Annotated in this window: 18 protein-coding genes and 1 riboswitch; of the genes, 10 read left to right on the top strand and 8 right to left on the bottom strand. The window is 48.7% G+C overall.

Going from position 1 to position 21,049, the window contains the following annotated elements; genetic code table 11:
- Positions 1–10: 10 nt before the first annotated feature.
- A complete protein-coding gene (rimM, locus tag C8R30_RS06940; RefSeq protein WP_338065851.1) occupies positions 11–517 on the bottom strand; it encodes a ribosome maturation factor RimM in 507 nt (168 codons plus the stop codon).
- Between the two features lie 34 nt (positions 518–551).
- Positions 552–818, bottom strand: coding sequence for a 30S ribosomal protein S16 (gene rpsP / locus C8R30_RS06935; protein WP_107784243.1), 267 nt, complete (start codon positions 816–818; stop codon positions 552–554).
- A 220-nt stretch (positions 819–1,038) separates the two neighbouring features.
- Here rpsP and C8R30_RS06930 point away from each other — a divergent pair, with 220 nt between their 5' ends.
- The 8 genes from C8R30_RS06930 (at position 1,039) to C8R30_RS06895 (ending at position 9,360) form a co-directional block, all read left to right on the top strand.
- Positions 1,039–2,346: a (Fe-S)-binding protein gene (locus C8R30_RS06930; RefSeq protein WP_258191955.1), complete on the top strand. Its 1,308-nt coding sequence runs from the start codon at positions 1,039–1,041 to the stop codon at positions 2,344–2,346.
- Between the two features lie 36 nt (positions 2,347–2,382).
- On the top strand, positions 2,383–3,009 hold the full coding sequence (gene coq7 / locus C8R30_RS06925) for a 2-polyprenyl-3-methyl-6-methoxy-1,4-benzoquinone monooxygenase (protein WP_090671760.1): 627 nt from the start codon (positions 2,383–2,385) through the stop codon (positions 3,007–3,009).
- Positions 3,010–3,111: 102 nt separating this feature from the next.
- Positions 3,112–3,672 carry a YqgE/AlgH family protein gene (locus C8R30_RS06920; protein WP_107789834.1) on the top strand — a complete coding sequence of 187 codons (561 nt, stop codon included), beginning with the start codon at positions 3,112–3,114 and terminating at the stop codon, positions 3,670–3,672.
- Positions 3,673–3,730: 58 nt separating this feature from the next.
- On the top strand, positions 3,731–4,180 hold the full coding sequence (ruvX, locus tag C8R30_RS06915; RefSeq protein ID WP_107789850.1) for a Holliday junction resolvase RuvX: 450 nt from the start codon (positions 3,731–3,733) through the stop codon (positions 4,178–4,180).
- On the top strand, positions 4,167–4,676 hold the full coding sequence (gene pyrR, locus C8R30_RS06910; RefSeq protein ID WP_107789833.1) for a bifunctional pyr operon transcriptional regulator/uracil phosphoribosyltransferase PyrR: 510 nt from the start codon (positions 4,167–4,169) through the stop codon (positions 4,674–4,676). Before ruvX ends, pyrR begins: the two co-directional genes overlap by 14 nt.
- Positions 4,673–5,623, top strand: a complete 951-nt coding sequence (locus C8R30_RS06905) for an aspartate carbamoyltransferase catalytic subunit (RefSeq protein ID WP_090671754.1) — start codon at positions 4,673–4,675, stop codon at positions 5,621–5,623. Before pyrR ends, C8R30_RS06905 begins: the two co-directional genes overlap by 4 nt.
- 13 nt (positions 5,624–5,636) lie before the next feature.
- Complete coding sequence (locus C8R30_RS06900) at positions 5,637–6,914, top strand: dihydroorotase (RefSeq protein ID WP_107789832.1); 1,278 nt, start codon at positions 5,637–5,639, stop codon at positions 6,912–6,914.
- 340 nt (positions 6,915–7,254) lie between these two features.
- A complete protein-coding gene (locus C8R30_RS06895; RefSeq protein WP_107789831.1) occupies positions 7,255–9,360 on the top strand; it encodes a M3 family metallopeptidase in 2,106 nt (701 codons plus the stop codon).
- A gap of 82 nt (positions 9,361–9,442) precedes the next feature.
- Here the strand turns inward: C8R30_RS06895 and C8R30_RS06890 are convergent, their stop codons facing one another.
- From C8R30_RS06890 to C8R30_RS06880, 3 genes are all read right to left on the bottom strand, one after another.
- Complete coding sequence (locus C8R30_RS06890; RefSeq protein WP_258191954.1) at positions 9,443–11,368, bottom strand: S8 family serine peptidase; 1,926 nt, start codon at positions 11,366–11,368, stop codon at positions 9,443–9,445.
- Between the two features lie 157 nt (positions 11,369–11,525).
- Positions 11,526–11,612: riboswitch (cyclic di-GMP riboswitch) on the bottom strand.
- Between the two features lie 291 nt (positions 11,613–11,903).
- Positions 11,904–12,593 carry a PEP-CTERM sorting domain-containing protein gene (locus C8R30_RS06885; RefSeq protein ID WP_107789830.1) on the bottom strand — a complete coding sequence of 230 codons (690 nt, stop codon included), beginning with the start codon at positions 12,591–12,593 and terminating at the stop codon, positions 11,904–11,906.
- A gap of 288 nt (positions 12,594–12,881) precedes the next feature.
- Positions 12,882–14,807, bottom strand: coding sequence for a S8 family serine peptidase (locus tag C8R30_RS06880; protein WP_258191953.1), 1,926 nt, complete (start codon positions 14,805–14,807; stop codon positions 12,882–12,884).
- Positions 14,808–15,207: 400 nt separating this feature from the next.
- Between C8R30_RS06880 and C8R30_RS06875 the strand changes: the two genes are divergently transcribed.
- Positions 15,208–16,878 (top strand): YeiH family protein, encoded by a 1,671-nt coding sequence (locus C8R30_RS06875; RefSeq protein ID WP_107789829.1) that lies wholly within the window; start codon positions 15,208–15,210, stop codon positions 16,876–16,878.
- Positions 16,879–17,022: 144 nt separating this feature from the next.
- On the top strand, positions 17,023–17,436 hold the full coding sequence (locus tag C8R30_RS06870; RefSeq protein ID WP_107789828.1) for a rhodanese-like domain-containing protein: 414 nt from the start codon (positions 17,023–17,025) through the stop codon (positions 17,434–17,436).
- 101 nt (positions 17,437–17,537) lie between these two features.
- Here the strand turns inward: C8R30_RS06870 and C8R30_RS06865 are convergent, their stop codons facing one another.
- The 3 genes from C8R30_RS06865 to C8R30_RS06855 all read right to left on the bottom strand — a co-directional run bounded on the left by C8R30_RS06865 (position 17,538) and on the right by C8R30_RS06855 (position 20,839).
- Positions 17,538–17,864 carry a hypothetical protein gene (locus C8R30_RS06865; protein WP_107784235.1) on the bottom strand — a complete coding sequence of 109 codons (327 nt, stop codon included), beginning with the start codon at positions 17,862–17,864 and terminating at the stop codon, positions 17,538–17,540.
- 29 nt (positions 17,865–17,893) lie between these two features.
- Positions 17,894–18,820, bottom strand: a complete 927-nt coding sequence (locus C8R30_RS06860) for a hypothetical protein (RefSeq protein WP_107789827.1) — start codon at positions 18,818–18,820, stop codon at positions 17,894–17,896.
- A gap of 81 nt (positions 18,821–18,901) precedes the next feature.
- A complete protein-coding gene (locus C8R30_RS06855; protein WP_107789826.1) occupies positions 18,902–20,839 on the bottom strand; it encodes a GGDEF domain-containing response regulator in 1,938 nt (645 codons plus the stop codon).
- Positions 20,840–21,049 lie beyond the last annotated feature (210 nt).

Here is a 21,049-nt window from a genome sequence, read left to right as displayed (position 1 = left end):
CGTCTCCCGGTCAGTAATCCAATCCCCAGTCGATTATTATTTTGCGTGTTTTTAAATCGACTTCGACAATAACCTGGTCAATAAAGGGTACCAAGCGTTCTTGCTGATCTTCTTTCATTGATCGAACTTGCAAAACATCGTTGGCGCCCGTCCTCAATAAACCAATAACATTTCCAAATTCTTCGTGTTGTAAATTAAGCACGTTCATACCGATGAGATCCGACCAGTAATAACCTTCTTCGCCAGTCTCGGGTAGGGCGGGTAATTGGTTGCGTGGAACCGCTATTTGCATTCCCTTGAGTTGCGATGCTTGGGTACGGTCACGGCATTCTTCAAATGAGACGGTCAAACGATTGTCATGAATATTGTAAGATACGACATTCATCGCCTTCCATGTATCTTCGCTTTGCTTGCCTAACCACCACACAGGATAGTCGAGTAAATTCTCGAGATGATCCGTGTAATGCGCTATCTTAACCCAGCCAAGAATGCCGAACGGGCCTATAACGTGGCCCATAGGGACCATGCATTCAGTTGAACATTGATTGGAATTAGCTTGCTTGCGTTGTTTTTTGCTGTGCACTAAACTGCTTAATCAATCTTGTTACTGTACTGGACAATTGGGCGCCATTGGCTTGCCAGTGAGCCAAACGATCCATTTGAACACGTAATGCTTCCTCGCCCCCGGTTGCCCGTGGATTGTAAAAGCCAACGCGCTCGATGAATCTGCCATCGCGTCTGCTACGAGAGTCCGTTACCACCATATTGTAGAAAGGTCTTTTTTTAGCGCCGCCGCGCGCCAGTCGAATAATTACCATATTTGATTGTTTGTATGTTCCTGTGTTGACAAATCTAACTAAAAACGCGCAATTTTATGGTAATTTTCTATAGCTTAGCAAGCAATAACAGTAAAAAAATAAAAAACTTTTTACTTTGATGCGATCTGATCATAATCAGACAGAAATAGTTGTATTTTTTTCTGATTTCTGATTCATGCAGTACAAGCGAAATAATCGGGATATTCAGAAGGAATTGGGTTTGCCTAATCAAAATCAAAATGATGATACGCTCATCGAGTCTGCGCGAGCTAACTTGTTGGCAGAAGCTAACCACTGTGTTTCTTGCGGGCTCTGTTTGCCACATTGCCCTACCTATCGCATAACGTTGTCTGAAGCTGACTCGCCACGTGGACGGATCGCGATGATAAGTGGTGTGGCAAACGAGCGCATCCCGATGAACGACCGGTTCAAGTTACATATCGATCGATGTTTGACATGCCGGGCGTGCGAAGTGGCTTGTCCCAATCATGTGGCTTTCGGCCGGATTATCGATGAAGCCCGTAGCCTAGTGTCCGTATCGTCTGTCCACCTGTCTGAAAAGGAGGTTGATCAAAAAAAACGTGGCCTACGAGCCGTGCTGGAGCATGTTTTTATTGCCAAGCCGTCGCGCTTCGATCTCATTCGCCCATTTATTCGTCTGTTTCAGATAACTGGCTTGCAAGCGGGCCTGCAGCGATTGGGTTTTGTAAAAGGGACGCCATTCGCGTTATTGTTATCGAAATTGCCGTCCGTTCATCGCTACCGTTATAAATGGCGAGCAGTCTATCCCGCCGTAGGCGTGCAGCGTGGTGCTGTCGCCTTGTTTTTGGGGTGTGTCGCAAGGCTGATTGATACCGAGACTAACCTTGCGGCCATTTTTGTGTTGAATCATCTGGGGTATACGGTCCATGTCCCCCGTACACAAACATGCTGTGGTGCGTTATACCAGCACAGCGGTCGCATGGATGAGGCGAAAGCTTTGATCTTGCAAAACAAGCGGGCCTTCGCTGATCTGAAGATCGACGCGATTATCAGTACGGCTTCCGGCTGCGGCGCGCATTTGGTTGAACGATCGGCACAGCAGCCGCTGGAAAGTTTCTCCGCGCCTGTCATGGATATCAATCAGTTTCTGGTCGAGCAAGACTGGAGCGAAGTCAGCTTCGCACCTCTACCTAAAAAAGTTGCGGTACATGACCCTTGTACGCTGCGTAACGTGCTGCGTGCCGCAAGCCTTCCTTATCAGTTGCTTTCGCATATTCCCGAGATCGAGGTGGTAGCGCTTGCGGGTAATCATCAGTGTTGCGGTGCGGCCGGAACTTACTTTCTCGATCAACCAGAGATCGCAGAATCGCTGTTGAATGAAAAAATTGCGGCATTGACTCGCTTGCACGCGCGCTATCTTGTGACTTCGAATATCGGCTGTGCACTGCATATCGCCAGTGGCTTGCAGCATCAAAAGCGGCAAGGCTGCGTAATCGAAGTGTTACATCCTGTCACGTTGCTGGCCCGGCAAATGGCTATACCGTGATAAACTATTCAATCTTGCTTAATTTGGAGTTGAACCATGCTGAATATAGACAAATTCATTATTGGTTTTGATAATGCGTTACGAACATTGATGGTGCCCGCTCAAACCTTGCGTTCTGTACCCGGAAAAAATTTACCTGAAAATGATTTGACGGATGACGATAGAAAAGAGTCATCTGCTTTGATGCGTGTGAATCACGTGGGTGAAATTTGTGCCCAAGCGCTTTATCAAGGACAAGCGTTGACTGCAAGAAATCAGGAAGTTCAGAATGCGTTGACACAAGCTGCCCGCGAGGAGACCGAGCACTTGGCTTGGACTGAGCGCCGACTCACTGAGCTGGGGGGGCGAAAAAGCTTGCTCAATCCCTTTTGGTATGGTGGTTCTTTCGCCATCGGCTTGGTGGCGGGCACGCTGGGTGATAAATGGAATCTCGGTTTTCTGGCTGAAACGGAGCATCAGGTGGAAGCACATCTTGCCGACCATTTACATAGGTTGCCTCACCAGGACTTGAAAAGCAGGGCAATCGTCGCGCAAATGAAAATCGACGAAGCAAGCCATGCTACGATGGCGATATCGCATGGTGGTATGGAGTTGCCTTTGCCAGTGAAACTCGCCATGAAAATGGGCTCGACAGTCATGACACGAACGGCTTACTGGGTCTGATCAGCAATATCAAAAGAAGTGGGAATTAATCGCCTATTTTTGTTTCAGATTGATCATGCAGTGTAATTTTCGATTTCCCACGCGCAGTCTGGAGGTCTTTTTATGAAAAACATCAACCTGACAGATCATTTTCTAATCGCCATGCCTAATATGACCGATCCCTTTTTCGCGAAAACGCTCACTTATATTTGTGAACACAACGAGCATGGCGCAGTGGGGCTTGTCATCAACCGGCCTACCGAATTGACATTAGATAAACTATTCGAGCAACTGGGCATTCCGTTTGCTGATTCATTGCCGCTTAGCCGCTCCGTACTGTTTGGTGGGCCGGTTCAAATCGATAGCGGGTTTGTGTTGCATCAACCCGTGGGTGAATGGAAATCAACGTTGGCGGTTAATCATGCGGTGGGATTGACTTCTTCTGTCGATATTCTGGAAGCGATTGCCAATAGTGATGGCCCAGAACAAGTGCTGGTGACACTAGGCTATTCGGGTTGGGCTCCCGGTCAGATCGAGGAAGAATTGGCGCAGAACGCATGGTTGACGGTGCCGGCATCCGCTCGCATTATTTTTGAAACCACCTTTGAAGAGCGCCTGCCGGCGGCCATACAACTGCTGGGGATCAATTTTTCCAATTTATCGAACCAAGTCGGACATGCCTAATTCACCCGATACGCAAACGGCTTTGGCAACCGAAAACATCTCGCATGAAACAGGGCGAATGACAGGGGATACACCTCGATCGAGAGCTGGCACGGTGCTCGCATTTGATTTTGGCGAGCGGCGTATCGGTGTTGCTGTTGGCGAGCAGGGGCTGCAATTGGCTCACCCGCTAACCACCATCGATTGTGTCATGACCAAACAACGTTTTGAGGCCATCGCTAAACTGATTGAAACTTGGCAGCCTGTGCTATTAGTGGTGGGGCTGCCTACACATGCTGATGGAACGGAGCATGAGCTGACCCGGTTGAGTCAACGGTTTGCACGTCGCTTGGAAGGCCGCTTCGGGATCAAAACATGCCTAGTGGATGAACGTTATACGACGATTACCGCTCGCTCGTCACTGGGTGAGTTGGGGATTAAAGGAAAAAAACAAAAGCCTATGCTAGACCAGATAGCCGCGCAGCACATTCTTCAGTCTTTTTTTGATGGCAATTATGCAGCTACCTGACGCAGAACAGTTACTTGCCGACTTAACAACCAAGTTGCGCCCCGATATGAATGAAGCAACAGCCATGATTGGTATTCATACTGGCGGTGCCTGGGTTGCCAAGCGCTTGCATCAAGCATTGGGTATTCGTTTACCGTTGGGCGTTCTCGATATTTCCTTTTATCGAGACGATTACAGCAAGATCGGCTTGCACCCTCAAGTCAAGCCATCGAAATTACCTTTTGAGATAGAGGGAAGCCACATCATATTAGTCGATGATGTGCTTTATACGGGCAGAACGGTTCGCGCTGCGGTGAACGAGATATTCGATTATGGACGGCCGGCAGCTATCCATTTGGCCGCATTGGTAGATCGTGGCGGAAGGGAGTTGCCCATTGCTGCCCAGTATATTGGTGCGATGCTGTCTTTGCCTGAAGATAAAATGCTGGAATTGAAGCAGGAAGGGGATGGAAAATTGAGTCTTGGTCTACGTGATATTCGATTTCCTGAGAAATGAACAGAAATCCTCAGTTGAACAAACAAGGTGAATTGCAGCACTTACTAACCACCGAAGGCTTGCCGATTTCCATCTTGCGGCATATTCTGGATACGGCGGAATCATTCGCCGGGGTGACCGAGCGGGAAGTCAAGAAAATTCCATTATTACGCGGCAAGTCGGTCTTCAACCTTTTTTTCGAACCCAGCACGCGTACCCGGACGACTTTCGAAATTGCCGCAAAACGCCTTTCTGCGGATGTCATCAATCTCAATATCGCGGTATCTGCGCAGTCCAAAGGGGAAACATTGCTGGATACCGTCAATAATCTGTCGGCGATGCACGCCGATATGTTTGTCGTTCGTCACGCCCAGAGCGGTGCGGCGCATATGATAGCGAGTCATGTTCGTCCGGATATTCATGTCATCAATGCCGGTGATGGGCGCCATGCGCATCCGACCCAAGCGCTGCTGGATATGTTCACGATTCGACGCTACAAGCAGGATTTTCATAATCTGCGTGTCGCGATCGTCGGCGATATTTTGCATTCAAGGGTCGCACGCTCGCAAATTCATGCACTGACGACACTGGGCGTGCCCGAGGTGCGTGTCATAGCGCCCAAAACGATCTTGCCGAGCAAGGTTGAGCGATTGGGGGTGCATGTCTATCACGATATGGCTCAGGGGTTGAAAGATATCGATGTGTTGATCATGCTGCGGTTGCAGAATGAACGGATGGTGGGTGCGAGCTTACCGAGTTCGGAGGAATATTTTAAATATTATGGGTTAACCCAGGAAAAACTGGCGATGGCCAAACCGGATGCGATTGTGATGCATCCAGGGCCAATGAATCGGGGGGTCGAAATCGATTCAGCCGTCGCGGATGGAAAGCAGTCGGTGATTTTACCGCAGGTCACATTTGGTATTGCGGTACGCATGGCTGTCATGTCGATTCTTGCAGGAAATTGAAGCGCGACTTGCCATGAGAATTCACATCAAAAACGGGCGCTTGATCGATCCACGCAATGGCATCGATGCGATCAGCGATCTGTACCTTGCTGGGGGCAAGGTCGTATCTGTCGGTGCGCGCCCTGCTGACTTTCAGGATTATCGGGTGATCGATGCCACGGGTATGATCGTATGTCCTGGATTGGTCGATTTATCTGCGCGATTACGGGAACCGGGGCTAGAGTACAAGGCAACGCTGGAATCCGAGTTGCAAGCTGCGGCAGCAGGCGGCGTGACCAGCCTCGCTTGCCCGCCGGATACCGATCCGCCGCTGGATGAACCGGGTCTGGTGGAAATGTTGAAACATCGAACCAAGAGTCTGGATCAAGTGCGTGTTTACCCGGTAGGTGCTTTGACCCAGCAACTTAAAGGCGAGCGCTTGACTGAAATGGCCGAATTGCGTGATGCGGGTTGCGTTGCCTTCAGCCATGCCGACGCGCCATTGGCTAATTTGCATGTATTGATGCAAGCGATGCAATACGCATCGACATTTGGTTTCAGCGTGTGGTTGCGTCCCCAGGATGTCAGCCTTGCTAACAAAGGTGTGGCACACGATGGCGAAATGGCGACGCGGCTGGGCTTGCCGCCTATTCCAGTGTGTGCGGAAACGGTCGCGTTATCGAATATTATTCTATTAACCCGTGAAACGGGTGTGAAGGTGCATCTATGCCGTATTTCCAGTGCGGAAGGCGTTGCCATGGTGCGTGCTGCCAAGCAGCAGGGACTTCCCATTACCTGCGACGTGGCAATCAATCACGTGCATCTGTCCGAGATGGATCTCGGTTTTTTTGATAGCAATTGCCATCTGGTACCGCCGCTGCGCAGCTTGCCTGATCGTGATGCGCTCTGCACTGGATTGGCCGATGGCACCATCGATGCGATCTGTTCGGATCATGCGCCGGTGGACGAAGATGCCAAACTTTTGCCTTTTGGGCAATCCGAAGCAGGTGCAACGGGTCTGGAGTTGTTATTGTCACTGACCTACAAATGGGCCATGCACATGAATACGCCGCTGATCGATGCTTTGAACACGGTTACGTATGCGCCTGCCAAGATTTTAGGCATCGATGCCGGTCATTTAACGCCTGATGCGCCTGCGGATATCTGCATATTTGATCCGGAGGCCTATTGGTATGTAACCGCCTCAGCGATCAAAAGCCAGGGTAAGAATACGCCTTTTCTGGGAAGAGAATTGCCTGGGCAGGTCAAATATACGTTAACCGACGGCAAAGTTGTCTATGAGCACCTGTAAATAATCGTGTCATTAGACCCAACCATGTTTTGAATCTGACATACCGCAGGTTGCTATCGCAGGGAGGCTGTCCGGTGTGCGATAGAGAAGGTATCTTTCTGCATCACCTATTATTTGATAAAGCCGCTCTGAAACAGGGTCACTAAGATTTTGCAATTTAGCTAAAGGGTGCTTCTAAAAATTAGGAGTTTTAAACAAGACAAGGCGAGAACAAAAAATGTTGACGCAGCCTATGATGGATAGGTAAGGAAACATTTTTTGTGAACAACGATGTATTGTGACGAAATATGGATTTTTAGAGGTACCCTTAGAAAAACAATACTTTCAATAGAAGACCATTATGATGAATCCTTTACTTGATTTTTCCGGCTTACCGCGTTTTAACGATATCCAACCTGAGCATATTTCTCCTGCAGTAGATGAATTGTTGCAAGATTGCCGGGAGGTGGTTGCCCGAGCGCGCGCAGCGTCAACGCCTCCCACCTGGCAAGATTTCGTGCAGCCTGTGAGTGATATGAATGAGAAACTATCCCGCGCCTGGGGACAGGTATCGCATCTCAATGCCGTGATGAACAGTCCAGCATTGCGTGAAGCCTACAATGCCAATTTGCCACGCATCACGCAGTATTATGCCGAGCTCTCGCAAGACCAGGTCTTGTTTGAAAAAATCAAGCAACTGAGAAATAGCGAAGCCTTTAACAGTTTGAGCCAAGCGCGCCGGAAAATCGTCGAAAATCAATTGCGGGATTTTCGTCTCGGCGGCGCAGAGTTGCCGCCGGAGAAGAAAGCGCGTTTCATGAGCATACAAGAGGAGCTATCGGCGCTTTCCGCAAAATTCAGCGACAATCTGCTCGATGCGACCAATGATTTTTTTCTGCTGATCGAAGATGAAAGCGCGCTTTCCGGCATACCTGAAGATGCCTTGCATGCAGCCAAAGAGGCCGCCGAGAAGGATTCGGCCATATCGGCCCCTGGCTGGAAATTTACCTTGCATGCGCCTTCGTATTTAGCCGTGATGCAATATGCAGATAATCGTGTATTGCGTGAGAAGATGTACCGCGCTTATGTTACCCGGGCAAGTGAAATCGATACTCTTGCCCATGCGACATCCAACTGGGACAACATGCCGCTGATCAACAAGATACTTCAATTACGTCAAGAAGAAGCCAAAATGCTCGGTTTCGACAATTACGCAGAAGTGTCGCTGACACCCAAAATGGCCGAATCACCCAAACAAGTACTCGATTTTCTCGAGGAGTTGGCGGCCAAGGCACGTCCCTACGCTGAGCGGGATCTGGCTGAGCTAAAGGAATTCGCTGCTTCCCAGCTTGGACTGGATAAGCTGGAATCGTGGGATTTAGCGTATGCGAGCGAGAAATTGCGCGTAGCGCGCTATGCTTTCTCAGATCAGGAAGTCAAACAGTATTTTCCTGAAAACAAAGTGCTGCCAGGGATGTTCAGATTAGTGGAAACGCTCTACGGGATCCAAATCGTTGAAGCGCCGCCTTCATCCAACATCCAACGCTGGCATCCAGATGTAAAATTTTTCGACATTCGTGATGCTGCGGGTGAGTTGATCGGTCATTTTTATATCGACCTCTATGCGCGTCCTAGCAAGCGCGGCGGAGCATGGATGGATGACGCCATCACGCGGCGGCGGATTGTACAGCCAGAAACGGGGAAATCATCCATCCAACTGCCTGTCGCCTATCTCACGTGTAATTTTTCCGCGCCGGTAACCATCAATGGCCAGCTGCGGCCTGCTTTGTTTACCCACGATGAAGTGATCGTATTGTTTCATGAGTTTGGCCATGGGCTGCATCACTTGTTGACGCAGGTGGAAGATCTCGGAGTATCCGGCATCAATGGCGTCGAGTGGGATGCGGTCGAACTGCCGAGCCAGTTTATGGAAAATTTCTGCTGGGAATGGGAGGTGCTGAGTCATATGACCGCACATATCGAGACCGGCGCTCCGCTACCCCGTGCGTTGTTCGATAAAATGCTGTCAGCCAAGAATTTCCAAAGCGGTCTTCAGACGCTGCGCCAAATTGAATTTGCTTTGTTCGACATGCATTTGCACTATGATTTTGATCCCCACGGGGAAAAAACAGTGTTGCAATTACTGGATGAGATACGTAGCCGGGTGGCCGTAGTCATTCCGCCTGCATTCAATCGTTTTCCAAACAGCTTCTCGCATATCTTCGCGGGTGGCTATGCAGCGGGTTACTATAGCTATAAATGGGCTGAAGTACTGTCTGCCGATGCCTACAGCTTCTTTGAAGAAAAGGGTGAAGGGCAGGTGGTCAGTCCTCAAATTGGCGAGCGTTTCCGTAAAGAAATCCTGGCAGTCGGTGGAAGCCGCCCTGCGCTTGAATCCTTCATCGCCTTTCGTGGGCGTGAACCTAAAATCGACGCCTTGCTGCGCCACAATGGCATGGCGGCTTGATCTAGCTAATTGCTTGTAGACAGAAAAAAACCGGGGACACGGATTGTGATTCCCGGTTTTTTCATGAAAGGCTTACGCTGTCTTATTTGACGACGTTGACATCCACGCTGGAGGTCGTGGTATTGCCTGCTTTATCCTTGGCAACAACCTGGATGGTATGCGTCCCACGTGATACGCTTCTAGGGCGAGTGTTCCAATTGGTGCTGAGCGTACTGCCGCTACCTGATGCGAGCAACTTTCCGTTCAAGTAAATGGATTGCGTGATTTCGGCGGCGCTCGCGTTGTCCGAAGCATTGGCCGTGATGGTGACATTGCCTGACACGTTACCAGCAACTGGGTTGACGATTTCAACTGCTGGAGGCACGGTATCATTTGTCGTCTCGACAACCTGATTGTTAACATTTACTTCTACGATATTGGAAGCAGCTGAGTTGCCTGCATCATCAAAAGCATAGACGATAAGATGCGCTGGGCCATTAGCTACACCTTGTGAGTCCCAAGTGAATGCGAATGGTGAAGAGGTGTCGACTGCTACACTCGTGTTGTTAACCCATAATTCAGCGCGGACAACACCGATATTATCGGTTGCTTCAATATCGACAGGTACCAACCCGGATACAGTGGCATCACTCAAGGGGTCGATGATGGCAACTTGGGGTGCTTCGGTATCGACAACGGGAGCAGCTGCCACAACTGCTTGCACGGCTGCTGCGGCATCTACCCGCCCATGGCCAAAGTAGGGGTCCCAGCCAGATGTGCCGAGATCTTTTGCGGTGGTAAACAGTATTTTCTCAATATCAGTATTTTTCATTTTGGGGTTAGCTGCCATCATCAAGGCAATGACGCCTGCTGTGATTGGACTGGAGAAGGATGTTCCATTAACAGAGCCATAGCCCCCACCGATAAACGTTGTCCAGATTCCAGCACCCGGAGCTGCTAGAGCAATATAATTTCCATAACTTGACCAACTTGTCCGATTGTCGTTTCCGTCTGTTGCGGCTATGGGAATCATGGTAGAGGTGGCCGCAAAGCTTTCTAACCTGCCGGAATTACCACCACTTACCGTCACGAGACCACCTTTATTTTTCATATAGAGTGCAGCATTCTGCACAGCTGAGCTACTAGAAAGTCCTAGATAGCTGGCATTGGCGACGCGTGCCCCTTTGTCGGCAGCGTAAGTCAGCCCCTGGATAATCAGGCTGTCGTAGCCATATCCTTCTGCATCAGCAACACGAATCGGCATGATTTTAGCCTGACCTGCTATGCCCGCTACGCCAGTGCCGTTATTGGTAATGGCGGCGGCTGCGCCAGCGACTTTAGTACCGTGCCCCCGCACATCTGCAGTATTTGAATTATTGTTGTAGAAATTCCAGCCAGGCACCATTTTTGCTGCGAGGTCGGGGTGGCTGCCATCGACGCCAGAATCCAGGATGGCGATGGTAATTCCAGCGCCTTGTGAGCTATCCCAAGCGGTAGGTGAACCAATTTTAGGTAAATGCCACCCGTTGGGATAGTAAGGGTCGTTAGGAGCTAAACTAGGAGGCACGGCACGATCCAACTCGGCAAACTTCAGATGTGGATGGTGCGCGAGTCTTGCAATCACACCTTCTTCGGTATATTCAGGCAGATCGACGATATACAAGTCGCTTTGCCCAATTTTTCTATGTTTGCCATTATGCTCTTTCAAGATTTTGGCTAATGCCTGGGCAGGTAGTCCGGCACGTGGCATGACGAGGATACGTCCTTTTGCCCATTCCTCGCTTTCATTCCGCTTAGAGCGTGCGCTCTCTGGAAGAGTCTCACCGAAAAAATTATTTTTTGCATGATTGTTTGCGTGCGCAGGAGGAGCAGCACTGGAAAAGGAGGGGGTGAGTCCCATGAGTGCAGCTAATACTGTTGCGCAGAAAAGTTGCCATAGTCGGAAAGATTGGTTAGTGCGCATGTGATTTGCCGAAATGCGCGAAGTATCCGAATTAAGAATCGGGAATTGAAAATGAATGCTTGCCATGAATTTATCCTCTTCAAATTCAGGGAAAGCCCGGGAAAAGAACTGCTAAATATTTCTGTTGAACACTTTGTGCTTATAAGTTTGAAAGTGAGCAGCAGTCGAGCGGTTTGCTCGATATTCACATCACCTTTCCAAAAGGTCAGAATGAGTGGTATAACCTGGCAGTCTTGCTATCCTGGGGCATTGGCCCTGTAGATCAATGACTTTGCGTCCCTCACTTTCGCGAGGTTTGCCCTTAACAGTTAATGAAAGAGACGGTTATGAAATTTCGAGAAATTAGAGCATGCCCGCCTATTACATACTAAAAATACAAAATGTATTTATGAATGCATGTTAAAGCATGATTGAAAATTTATTTTGAGGAAAAGAAGGAAGATTGTCAGCCAATTACGGTAAATTGAGGGTGTAAGAAAAATCGACAATGAGTAGAAGTCAAGTGTTTCAATTTTTGAAAAGTCGACAACAAGAAATCAAGGAGCAAATAAATAGAAAACCTGCTTAAAGCAGGTTTTCTAATAAAACTCAAAGCAATCAGTTACACAGCGCTTCGCCTGCGAGATAAACCTAGGCCAGCAAGTCCCGCAGCCAGAAGTAACAAAATCCCAGGTTCAGGAATTTCCTGCTCAGGGCGGCGCCCAAGACCACCGATCCAGCCACTTTCACCATTGGGGCCGATATTCTGAACATGAGCAGCCGAAGTCCAGTTACCATTGCCAGGAACACCATTTACGCTATTGAAGTTGAAATCTAGCGCATCCAAGCCAGCAATGCCGGTGATGTTGTAAACTGAAGTTTGGCCGGCGGCGAATCGAGAACTGGGTGCAGGATCCCAGCTAAACAGAATATCAAAGAAACCATCTCCATCAGCTTTAAACGAATCGACCCCAGTTGAGATTAAGTTGGCATCGTTGCCACTGACAAACGTGAAATTTAAAGCGCTTGCACTGAGTAATGGGTCGATATTGAACCCCCAGCCAAAGTTTGCTCCACTTCCATCGACAAATTCACCCCCAGTTAGGCCTGAGGTACTCATGGTGAGCCTTACTGTGTCTAGTGCTATATCTTCAAAAGTTGCCGTCAACCAAGGAGCAGCTCCGGCTGGCGGTGTACCGCCGCTGAACTCCGTATTAAGATTAATCGTTAGGACTGCAGCTTGAGTTGTTGAAAATCCAAGAGATAATGCAAGAGCCACGCCATAAAGCGTAGTGAATTTTTTTGCTTTCATAATGTGTCGACCTCCTCTATGTTTGTATATTTCCAGAAGAATCAGGTTTGTCTGGTAATAATATAAAAGCAATATCCATGCCAATTGTAATATTTTTAATAAATCAATAATTATTAATGGTTTTCTTTATCAGATTGGGTTTATGTGTAACTTGATTGATGAGGTTGTAAAATTTTCCGACACTTTTTCTTGGCGTTTTGGCTTGTGTGCTTAGAGCATGAGTAAAGCAAGCAGATATAAATAAATACCTGCCTGCAAGTAAATCAAGATTGGTGTTTACAAATGGGGTTACTTGATAACTGTTACATCAACAGTGGCATAAGAAATATTACCTGCTTTGTCTTTTGCCATGGCTTTGATTGTATGTTTGCCGGCTACAACACTTTTCGGGCGAGTATTCCAGTTAGTGCTTAGAGTACTGCCGCTACCAGTTGCTGAGAGTATTCCGTCGATATAAATGGCCAGTGCAATATTAGCTGCACCGCTATTGTCTGCGGCATTGACCGTGATAGTTATGTTCCCTTTTATACTCCCTGATACGGGGTTGATGATTTTTACAGTAGGCGGTGAGGTATCACTAGCTGACACGACAGTGGAGGTTTGATTCGAGACATTCACATTTACAGTATTTGAAGCAGCAGCATTACCCGATGCGTCTATCGCTCGAACGGTAAGGTTGGCGGTGCCATTCGGCACACCTTTGGAATCCCAAGTGAAAGCAAAAGGTACAGAAGTATCAACAGCAACACTTGTGCTATTAACCCATAATTCAGTACGTACTACACCAATATTATCGGTTACTTCTATATCGACAGGTACTAGGCCAGAGACGGCCTCACCTGTAAGAGGACCAAGAATTGATACTTTGGGTGCCTCGGTGTCGGCAGTAGTTGATGTGGTTGCAGCTTTTACTGCTTTTACAGCTGCTGCTGCGTCTACTCGGCCATAGCCAAAGTAGGGGTCCTTGCCTAATGTACCGAGATCTTTTGCGGTAGAAAACAATATTTTTTCAATATCGGTATTTTTCATTTTGGGGTTAGCTGCCATCATCAGGGCAATGACACCTGCTGTGATTGGGCTGGAGAAAGAGGTTCCGTTGACAGAGCCATAGCCTCCGTCGCTAGTTGTGGTCCAGATTCCTGCACCAGGGGCTGCTAAAACAATATAATTTCCATAGCTTGACCAACTTGTTCGGTTATCATATGCATCAGTTGCAGCTACAGGAATCATGGTAGTGGTCGCTGCAAAGCTTTCTAATCTTCCAGAATTGCCGCCACTTACTGTCACGAGGCCGCCTTTATTTTTCATATAGAGTGCAGCATTCTGCACAGCTGAGCTGCTGGAAAGCCCAAGGTAACTGGCATTGGCGACACGTGCACCCTTGTCGGCAGCATAAGTCAGCCCCTGGATAATCATGCTATCGTAGCCATAGCCATCCGCATCGGCAACGCGAATTGGCATGATTTTCGCCTGACCCGCTATACCTGCCACGCCGGTGCCGTTATTGGTAATGGCGGCAGCCGCACCAGCGACTTTTGTGCCGTGTCCACGCACATCTGCGGTATTTGAATTATTGTTGTAGAAATTCCAGCCAGGTACCATTTTTGCTGCGAGGTCGGGGTGGCTACCATCGACACCAGAGTCCAGGATAGCGATGGTAATTCCTGTGCCTTGTGAACTATCCCAAGCAACAGGTGAGCCAATTTTAGGTAAATGCCACCCATTGGGATAGTAAGGGTCGTTGGGAGCTAAACTAGGAGGCACGGCGCGATCCAACTCCGCAAACTTCAGATGCGGATGGTGCGCGAGTCTTGCAATCACACCTTCTTCGGTATATTCAGGCAGATCGACGATGTACAAGTCGCTTTGCCCGATTTTTCTGGGCTTGCCATCATGCTCTTTCAAGATGTTGGCCAATGCCTGGGCGGGCAGTCCGGCACGTGGCATGATGAGGATACGTCCTCTGGCAAATTCTTCACCGTCCATGCGCTTTGAACGCGCATTTTCAGGAAGCGTATCCTCAGAAAAAACCGCTTGCGCACGCTCGTTTGCGTGTTCGGGTGGGGCTGCGCTGCTCAAGGTGGGTGCAAGTGAAACGAACCCTGCCAGGATAGTGTAACAGAAGAAATGATTCATCCGAGCGCGAATAGATGGGTTTGAGGGGTGTGTTGAAGGATTGTGATGAATTGGGGTGATGCTCTTATTGATAATCATGTTTTCCTTTCAATGAATGATTGAGTTGAGAGTGCTTCTCATTTCTATGAAACTGATCTAGTTAAAGCAAATACTGTGCCTTTATTATTTAATTATATAAAATCAGTTACTTATCGTTTTGTTGGGACCTAACGTGAAGGCTAAAGTGTTGCCAATACCTGACGGACTTTTAAGGCTGATTTTTTAAGTATCTGTTTCTAATAAATACTTGGATGTCTCAGATAGGCGACGGGTGGGGCAGATGAGTGTAGCCATCTGGAATAAGTCAGCGCAGCGCTCTCCGATTTTCGATGTTGTCTCTACACATCAATAAAGAAAGCAAGACGAAAAGCAAATACTTTGCTATTTTTAAGCATTTCGGGTTTTGTTCAGTCTTTAACAGTCATTATTCAATTCCATCATGCACCACCGACAACCTTTCTACAAAACAGAAGATTTCTGGGCGATTACACTAGGAAGCTGCTTGCTGCTATGGGCATTAGCGGTTTACTTTGCTTTGTATTCAGGAGAAACCCAACAAAAAGTGGCGGCCATTTCAGCGGTTATTGAAGGGGAAGCAGCCAAGCCCTTCAAAACAGTCCGATGGCATGAAGCCACAGCCGAGCTGGTTCAATTGAAACCAGCCGATCAGCCGGTAGGGCAGTTTCTGAAAAACCTAGCGATGCTGCCCAATAAATGGAGCGATAATCCTGTCGATGCCGTTTATAAACCTGCTACCGAGGCGGATCTTGCGACAGAAATGCGCTCGCTTCGGCTTGCCCGTGAGCAAGCATTGATTGCCGAGCAGGCGGCGCAAGCGGCCCATTATCAGAATGAGACGCTCAATATGGCGGCAGGGGCGGCGATCGAGGATTGGCAGCAGCACTTCAAAGAACTCGAGAAGAAAAAAGCAAAGCTCAAAGCGGGCGGGTTTTCTCTGCCGCATAGTTTGCTGCTTTTTGTCTTTCTGGCGCTCTTATTTGGGTTAGGTGCCAAAGGACAAGGCATCGCGTTTGTATCGTTTATCAAAGGGTTTGCGCTTGTTTTCCTGATTGCTTTAATTGCCTTGTTGCTCGCGGCGCAAAATGATTTCAAGGATTATGGCATCGAATACGCATTATGGGCGATCTTGCTGGGGATCGTGATCAGCAACACAATCGGGACGCCGGCATGGGCGACACCTGCCTTGCAAACGGAATTTTTCATTAAAACTGGTTTGGTGTTGATGGGGGCGGAACTGTTGATCGGCAAAATTGTTGCCATTGGCTTGCCGGGTATTTTTGTCGCCTGGGTGGTCACACCCATCGTTCTGGTCGTAACCTACTGGTTCGGTCAATATGTGCTGAAAATAGCTTCCAAGTCGCTCAATATTACCATTAGTGCCGATATGAGCGTGTGCGGGGTGTCGGCTGCGATTGCGACGGCTGCGGCCAGTAAAGCGACGCGCGAGGAACTCACTGTGGCGATTGGCCTGAGCATGGTATTCACGGCAATCATGATGGTGTTGCTGCCGCTGTTCATCAAATTTGCCGGCATACCGGAAGTCCTGGGCGGGGCATGGATAGGGGGCACGATCGACAGTTCCGGTGCAGTGGTTGCGGCGGGTGCGGCCTTGGGTGACAAAGCCATGTATGTGGCGACGACGATCAAGATGATACAGAATATGTTGATCGGCGTTATCGCATTTGGCGTGGCGATTTATTTTGCAACCCGGGTAGAAAAGGCCGCTCACGCGCCGCACATCGGCATAGGTGAAATTTGGCATCGCTTTCCCAAATTTATTCTCGGCTTCATGGGCGCGAGCATCCTGTTTTCAATTTTGTATTCGTCATTGGATAAACATGCCGCGCATCTCATACTGGAAAATGGGGTATTGGGGGACTTTACCAAGAATCTGCGCACTTGGTTTTTCTGTCTGGCATTTGCCAGTATTGGGCTTAGTACCCATTTCAAAACACTCAAACACCATTTTGTAGGCGGCAAACCCTTGATACTTTATGTCTGTGGGCAAGCGTTGAATTTGCTGTTGACGCTGGGGGTAGCCTATGTCATGTTTTATAGGGTGTTTCCAGAAATTACCGCAACCATCTAAAGATTATTTTGCGATGGTCTTGCAAGAGGGACTCATGGCACCTCAAAATTTGATTGTTATCATCCCTCATCCTATCTACTGCCAGTGGGAGATGATGTCGATGATTGATTCTGAGGTGCAAAGCCTATCAATCGGGGGAGTGAAATGACAAAATATCTATACGCATTGTTATTGCTGCTGACAGCCCCTGTCATCGCCAGCGAAACGCTTGCACCAGAACAGGTTGCGGGTGCGGTGACCATCAATACCGCGACGGCCAAGCTGTTATTCGATAAAGGGTTTATTTTTGTCGATGTGCGCAAACAGGAGGATTACGAGCGCAGCCACATTCCGGGTGCCAGACATCTTTCCGTCAACGGCGAATATTTTACGGTTGAAAATTTGCGCGCTATCGTGGAAAAACGCGACACCGTCGTTTTTTATTGCAACGGTATTCATTGCATGGGCAGTTCTAAAGCCAGTCAGAAAGCAGCAGAATGGGGCTGGCAGAAAATACTGTATTACCGTGAAGGTATTCAAGGATGGGAAAAAGCGGGCTATGCCGTTAACCAAAGCTGATTCGGTGGGACTGGCATGGCAGTTGGCTCAAAAACCTTTAGCGGTGCCCTTAACATACTGAACTGAAGACTGTTGCAGCTTCCGCGATACGCGCAAGTCCGTTAAGCAAACAGATCAAGCCCTAATTTAACGATTCTATCGACTGCCTGGGCTGCTACCGTGGCATGATTGATTGCATCGTTAACCTTTGACATGTCCGATCGGGCAGCCTCGAGTGCGTGATCCGCTTGTGATAACGCTTCCAGGGCATCACTGAATTCTGAGGTTTGGTGATCGATTTCTTGCTCGATCACTTCTTCCCACAACGCAAAATAGATGCGGCGCAATTTTCTCAGGCGCGCTTCTGCCTCGGGTGTATGCGTTTGTAATAAAAGCTTGTTGAGGGTATTGACGGTATCGCTGATACTGCTTCTCAAAGTAGCGGTCATGAATATCTCCGAATCACAATGGTAAGGAATTAATAGCTTGCGGGTAGCAGTTGATCGTGGAAACCTTGGGTTGATTTGGCAAAAGCAGTCAGTGATTTGATTTCGCTGATCAACTCTGGCGAGGTAAATTTGTTTGCAGCGACCGAAAGACGGAGTGTGGAATGCGCGTTTGCGATCCGTTTGCTGGCCGTGATGAGATCGGCGAACAAACTCGAGATGGCTTCCACTTCTTCGTAAGTGATGCGTATTTGATCGAGTTTCATGATACGTTCGTTGTAGCTGATACTGGCTGCTTCTTGCTGATAAGCTTTGATCAAGTCGGTAAAAATGGTTTGCTTACTGGCGATAGCATATTCGCTGAGCGCCGGAAGCTCCATCGAGATCAATCGCATCGCTTGTTGGATCATGGGGTCAACTTGGATAATAATCGTTTTTAATGCAGCCCGGCGCTTTTCTTCAATAATGGCAGTGCCTATGGCGTCTACGGCAGTGGCTATCAATGCAAGCTGATGATCGGTTAAGGGTGGGCTCGCCTGTGTGCCTTTTGCATAGGTCTCTTGCAGCTGATCGAGCGCGCCATATAAATTGCTGGATGCAGCATCGATTTCTTTTCTGAATTGAGCGCTGGCCAGCTCGCCCAATGCGTTTGCATAAGTTTCCATCGCTCTCAGCAGCCTGATGCGAGTGGTTAGGCTGGAGCCTGTGATCAGTTGCTTGAACGTGTCTTCGTTGGGATAACGATCGGCTTCAGATGCGATATCCGAAAGACGACGCTCGATCGTGATATTGTTGATCATCTCGTAACCGTCTGCTGCCGATTTAGCGAGTTCGGCGCTGGCTTGTGAAAAGACACCGACATGATTGAGCGAGGTAGAGGTACATCCAGTGAGCGCCAGCAGTAATGCAGCGATGAAAATGGAGAGAAGATGCGAGAAGGGATGGCGTTTCTTGTTCATGATGTTTTTCCTCTGTCACGAGTGTTGTGAATGAATGATATCAAGCAGGGCGTAGGGAGCGACGTGGTGAGGGTGAGTGCATCAAGAAAACGTCGCTGACCATTTGTCGCAGTCGACAAGTTGATTGTCCAGGAATAGACAAACCCGGTCTCTTCCCCCGTTTTTAGCGGCATAGAGTGCTTTGTCTGCGGCATTGACCAATTGATCGTCACTTGTCATGCTCGCTTCTTTTATGGCAACCCCGATACTGATCGTGATTCGAATCGGTGTTTCGTTGACGACGATGGTTTTCATTTTGATATGTCGGCGCAATCTTTCTGCAAACAGGCAAACGGATTGGGCATCTTTGCTGCCGTTCTGACAAACCATCAGAAATTCCTCCCCACCCATGCGGCAAAATGTATCGCCTTTACGGGTATTGTCCCGTATGGAAATCGCGACTTCCTTGAGGATTTTATCGCCGACAGCATGGCCATAGGTGTCATTGATCTTTTTGAAAAAATCGATATCGACTAGCATAACGGCAATAGGCAGGCCAGCGCGGCTAGCGGTATTCCAGGCGCCCGCCAACGCTTCCATTCCCGCCCGGCGGTTAGGGATCTCGGTTAGCGTGTCGGTTAATGCAGCGTGTCTGAGCTTGCGGTTTGTGACGGCAAGTTCTGCAGCAAAGCGTTTGAGGTGCGCTCGGTCACGCTCCCATGATTCCTGTAATTTCCGATAATGCCAGGCCGCGCGTAATCGAGCGCGGAAAGCGCGAATATCGATAGGCTTGGTGACGTAATCGTTCACGCCAGCCTCAAACGCTTCCGCGATTTGCTCGTCATCTTCAAAACTGGTCAACATGATGATGTAGACATTTTTTCCCCAATCTGCCGCACGCAGGGTTTTGGTCAATTCAAGACCATCCATGGTGGGCATGAGCCAATCGGTTATCACGATATGAGGCATAATTTCCATGGCGAGGGAAAAAGCCTGTTTGCCATCATTGGCTGAGAATACGGTATGACCGAGAATTTTGGTCAGGACACTTTCGGCCAACATACGACTGGAAGGCTCATCTTCCACTAACAAAACGCGTAAAGCGGAGGCATCGGCCGCATTGTCCGGGCTGGTGACCAACATGCCCATCATTTTATGGAATGAGGGAAGCGCTGGGATCGGCAGGTTGAGTATTTTCCCCCAAGATCGCCATTCAGCGTTGATCTGATCGAAAAAATCACCGAATGATTCCGAATCCAGGCCGATATTGCCACCGAGTAGCAACAGTTCAGAGATTCGTTCAGTACGTTCTGATTCCGATGACAATCCTAGGTCAGCGACTTGCTTGGCTAAATGGAAAAGACGAACCAACTGGAAGGGATGGGACTCCTCGGAAAAGCCCGATTCCATGGGGGCTTCATGATAATAGATGGATTCGACCAATATCATCGGGATGTCAAAATCAATCAACATCGCTGCAGTGAGCTGATTGTGATCGATTTGCAGACGCTGCTGCTCAAGCAGCGAGAGTGATATTGAGGGATCTTGCTTATGGGTCGCTAGGATATCGGTGTATGCGTCAGGGTAAATCGTTGCCAGCGCTAAACAGCCGATGCGAGCGAGAAGGCCGCACGCAAACAGCTCGTCGGGCGTACAAATTCGGGTCGTTTTGCCTAGAGCCTCCATGGCAAGCGCCATCAGTAAAGCGTGCGACCAAAAAGAAGGGTAGTCGAATCCCTTGCAGGAGCCATGCTGATATTGCTCGAGTAGAGAAATACCGATGGCCAATTGCTTGACAGCGGTGAGGTCGACACGAAAAATGGCCTCAGAAAGGGATGTGATATCGTGAGAGTGAGTCGGTGTCTTGTTCATTCGCTGACCCAAACAGCGGGAAAGCGTGGGATTGGCCTGAATGAACCGTCCAATGTCACTGAGCGTCATTTCATTTTCTCGGCTGGACGCTAGCAAGGTCAGCGCAACCTCGGGTGGTTGAGGGAGAAATCCACTCGTTTTGAGTTGGGTAATATCCGCTATTTTCACAGTATGATTCCTTTCGATGGCCTTGATTTATTGCGATCTCGCGGGCGCTACGCGATTTTCGTTTTGATGTTGCCGATGCAAATGCATCATGTTAGAGATTCTTGTGGAGTAGGTGGCCGTACCGAAGTCATATTATGCAATCTGAATCCGATTGAGATGCAAAGCATTAAGTATACTAAAAAAATAATCATCGTATAAACAACTTGGATC

Source organism: Nitrosomonas nitrosa (genome assembly GCF_003051105.1).
GTDB classification, from domain to species: domain Bacteria; phylum Pseudomonadota; class Gammaproteobacteria; order Burkholderiales; family Nitrosomonadaceae; genus Nitrosomonas; species Nitrosomonas nitrosa.
This window is presented reverse-complemented; position numbering and strand designations above follow the sequence as displayed.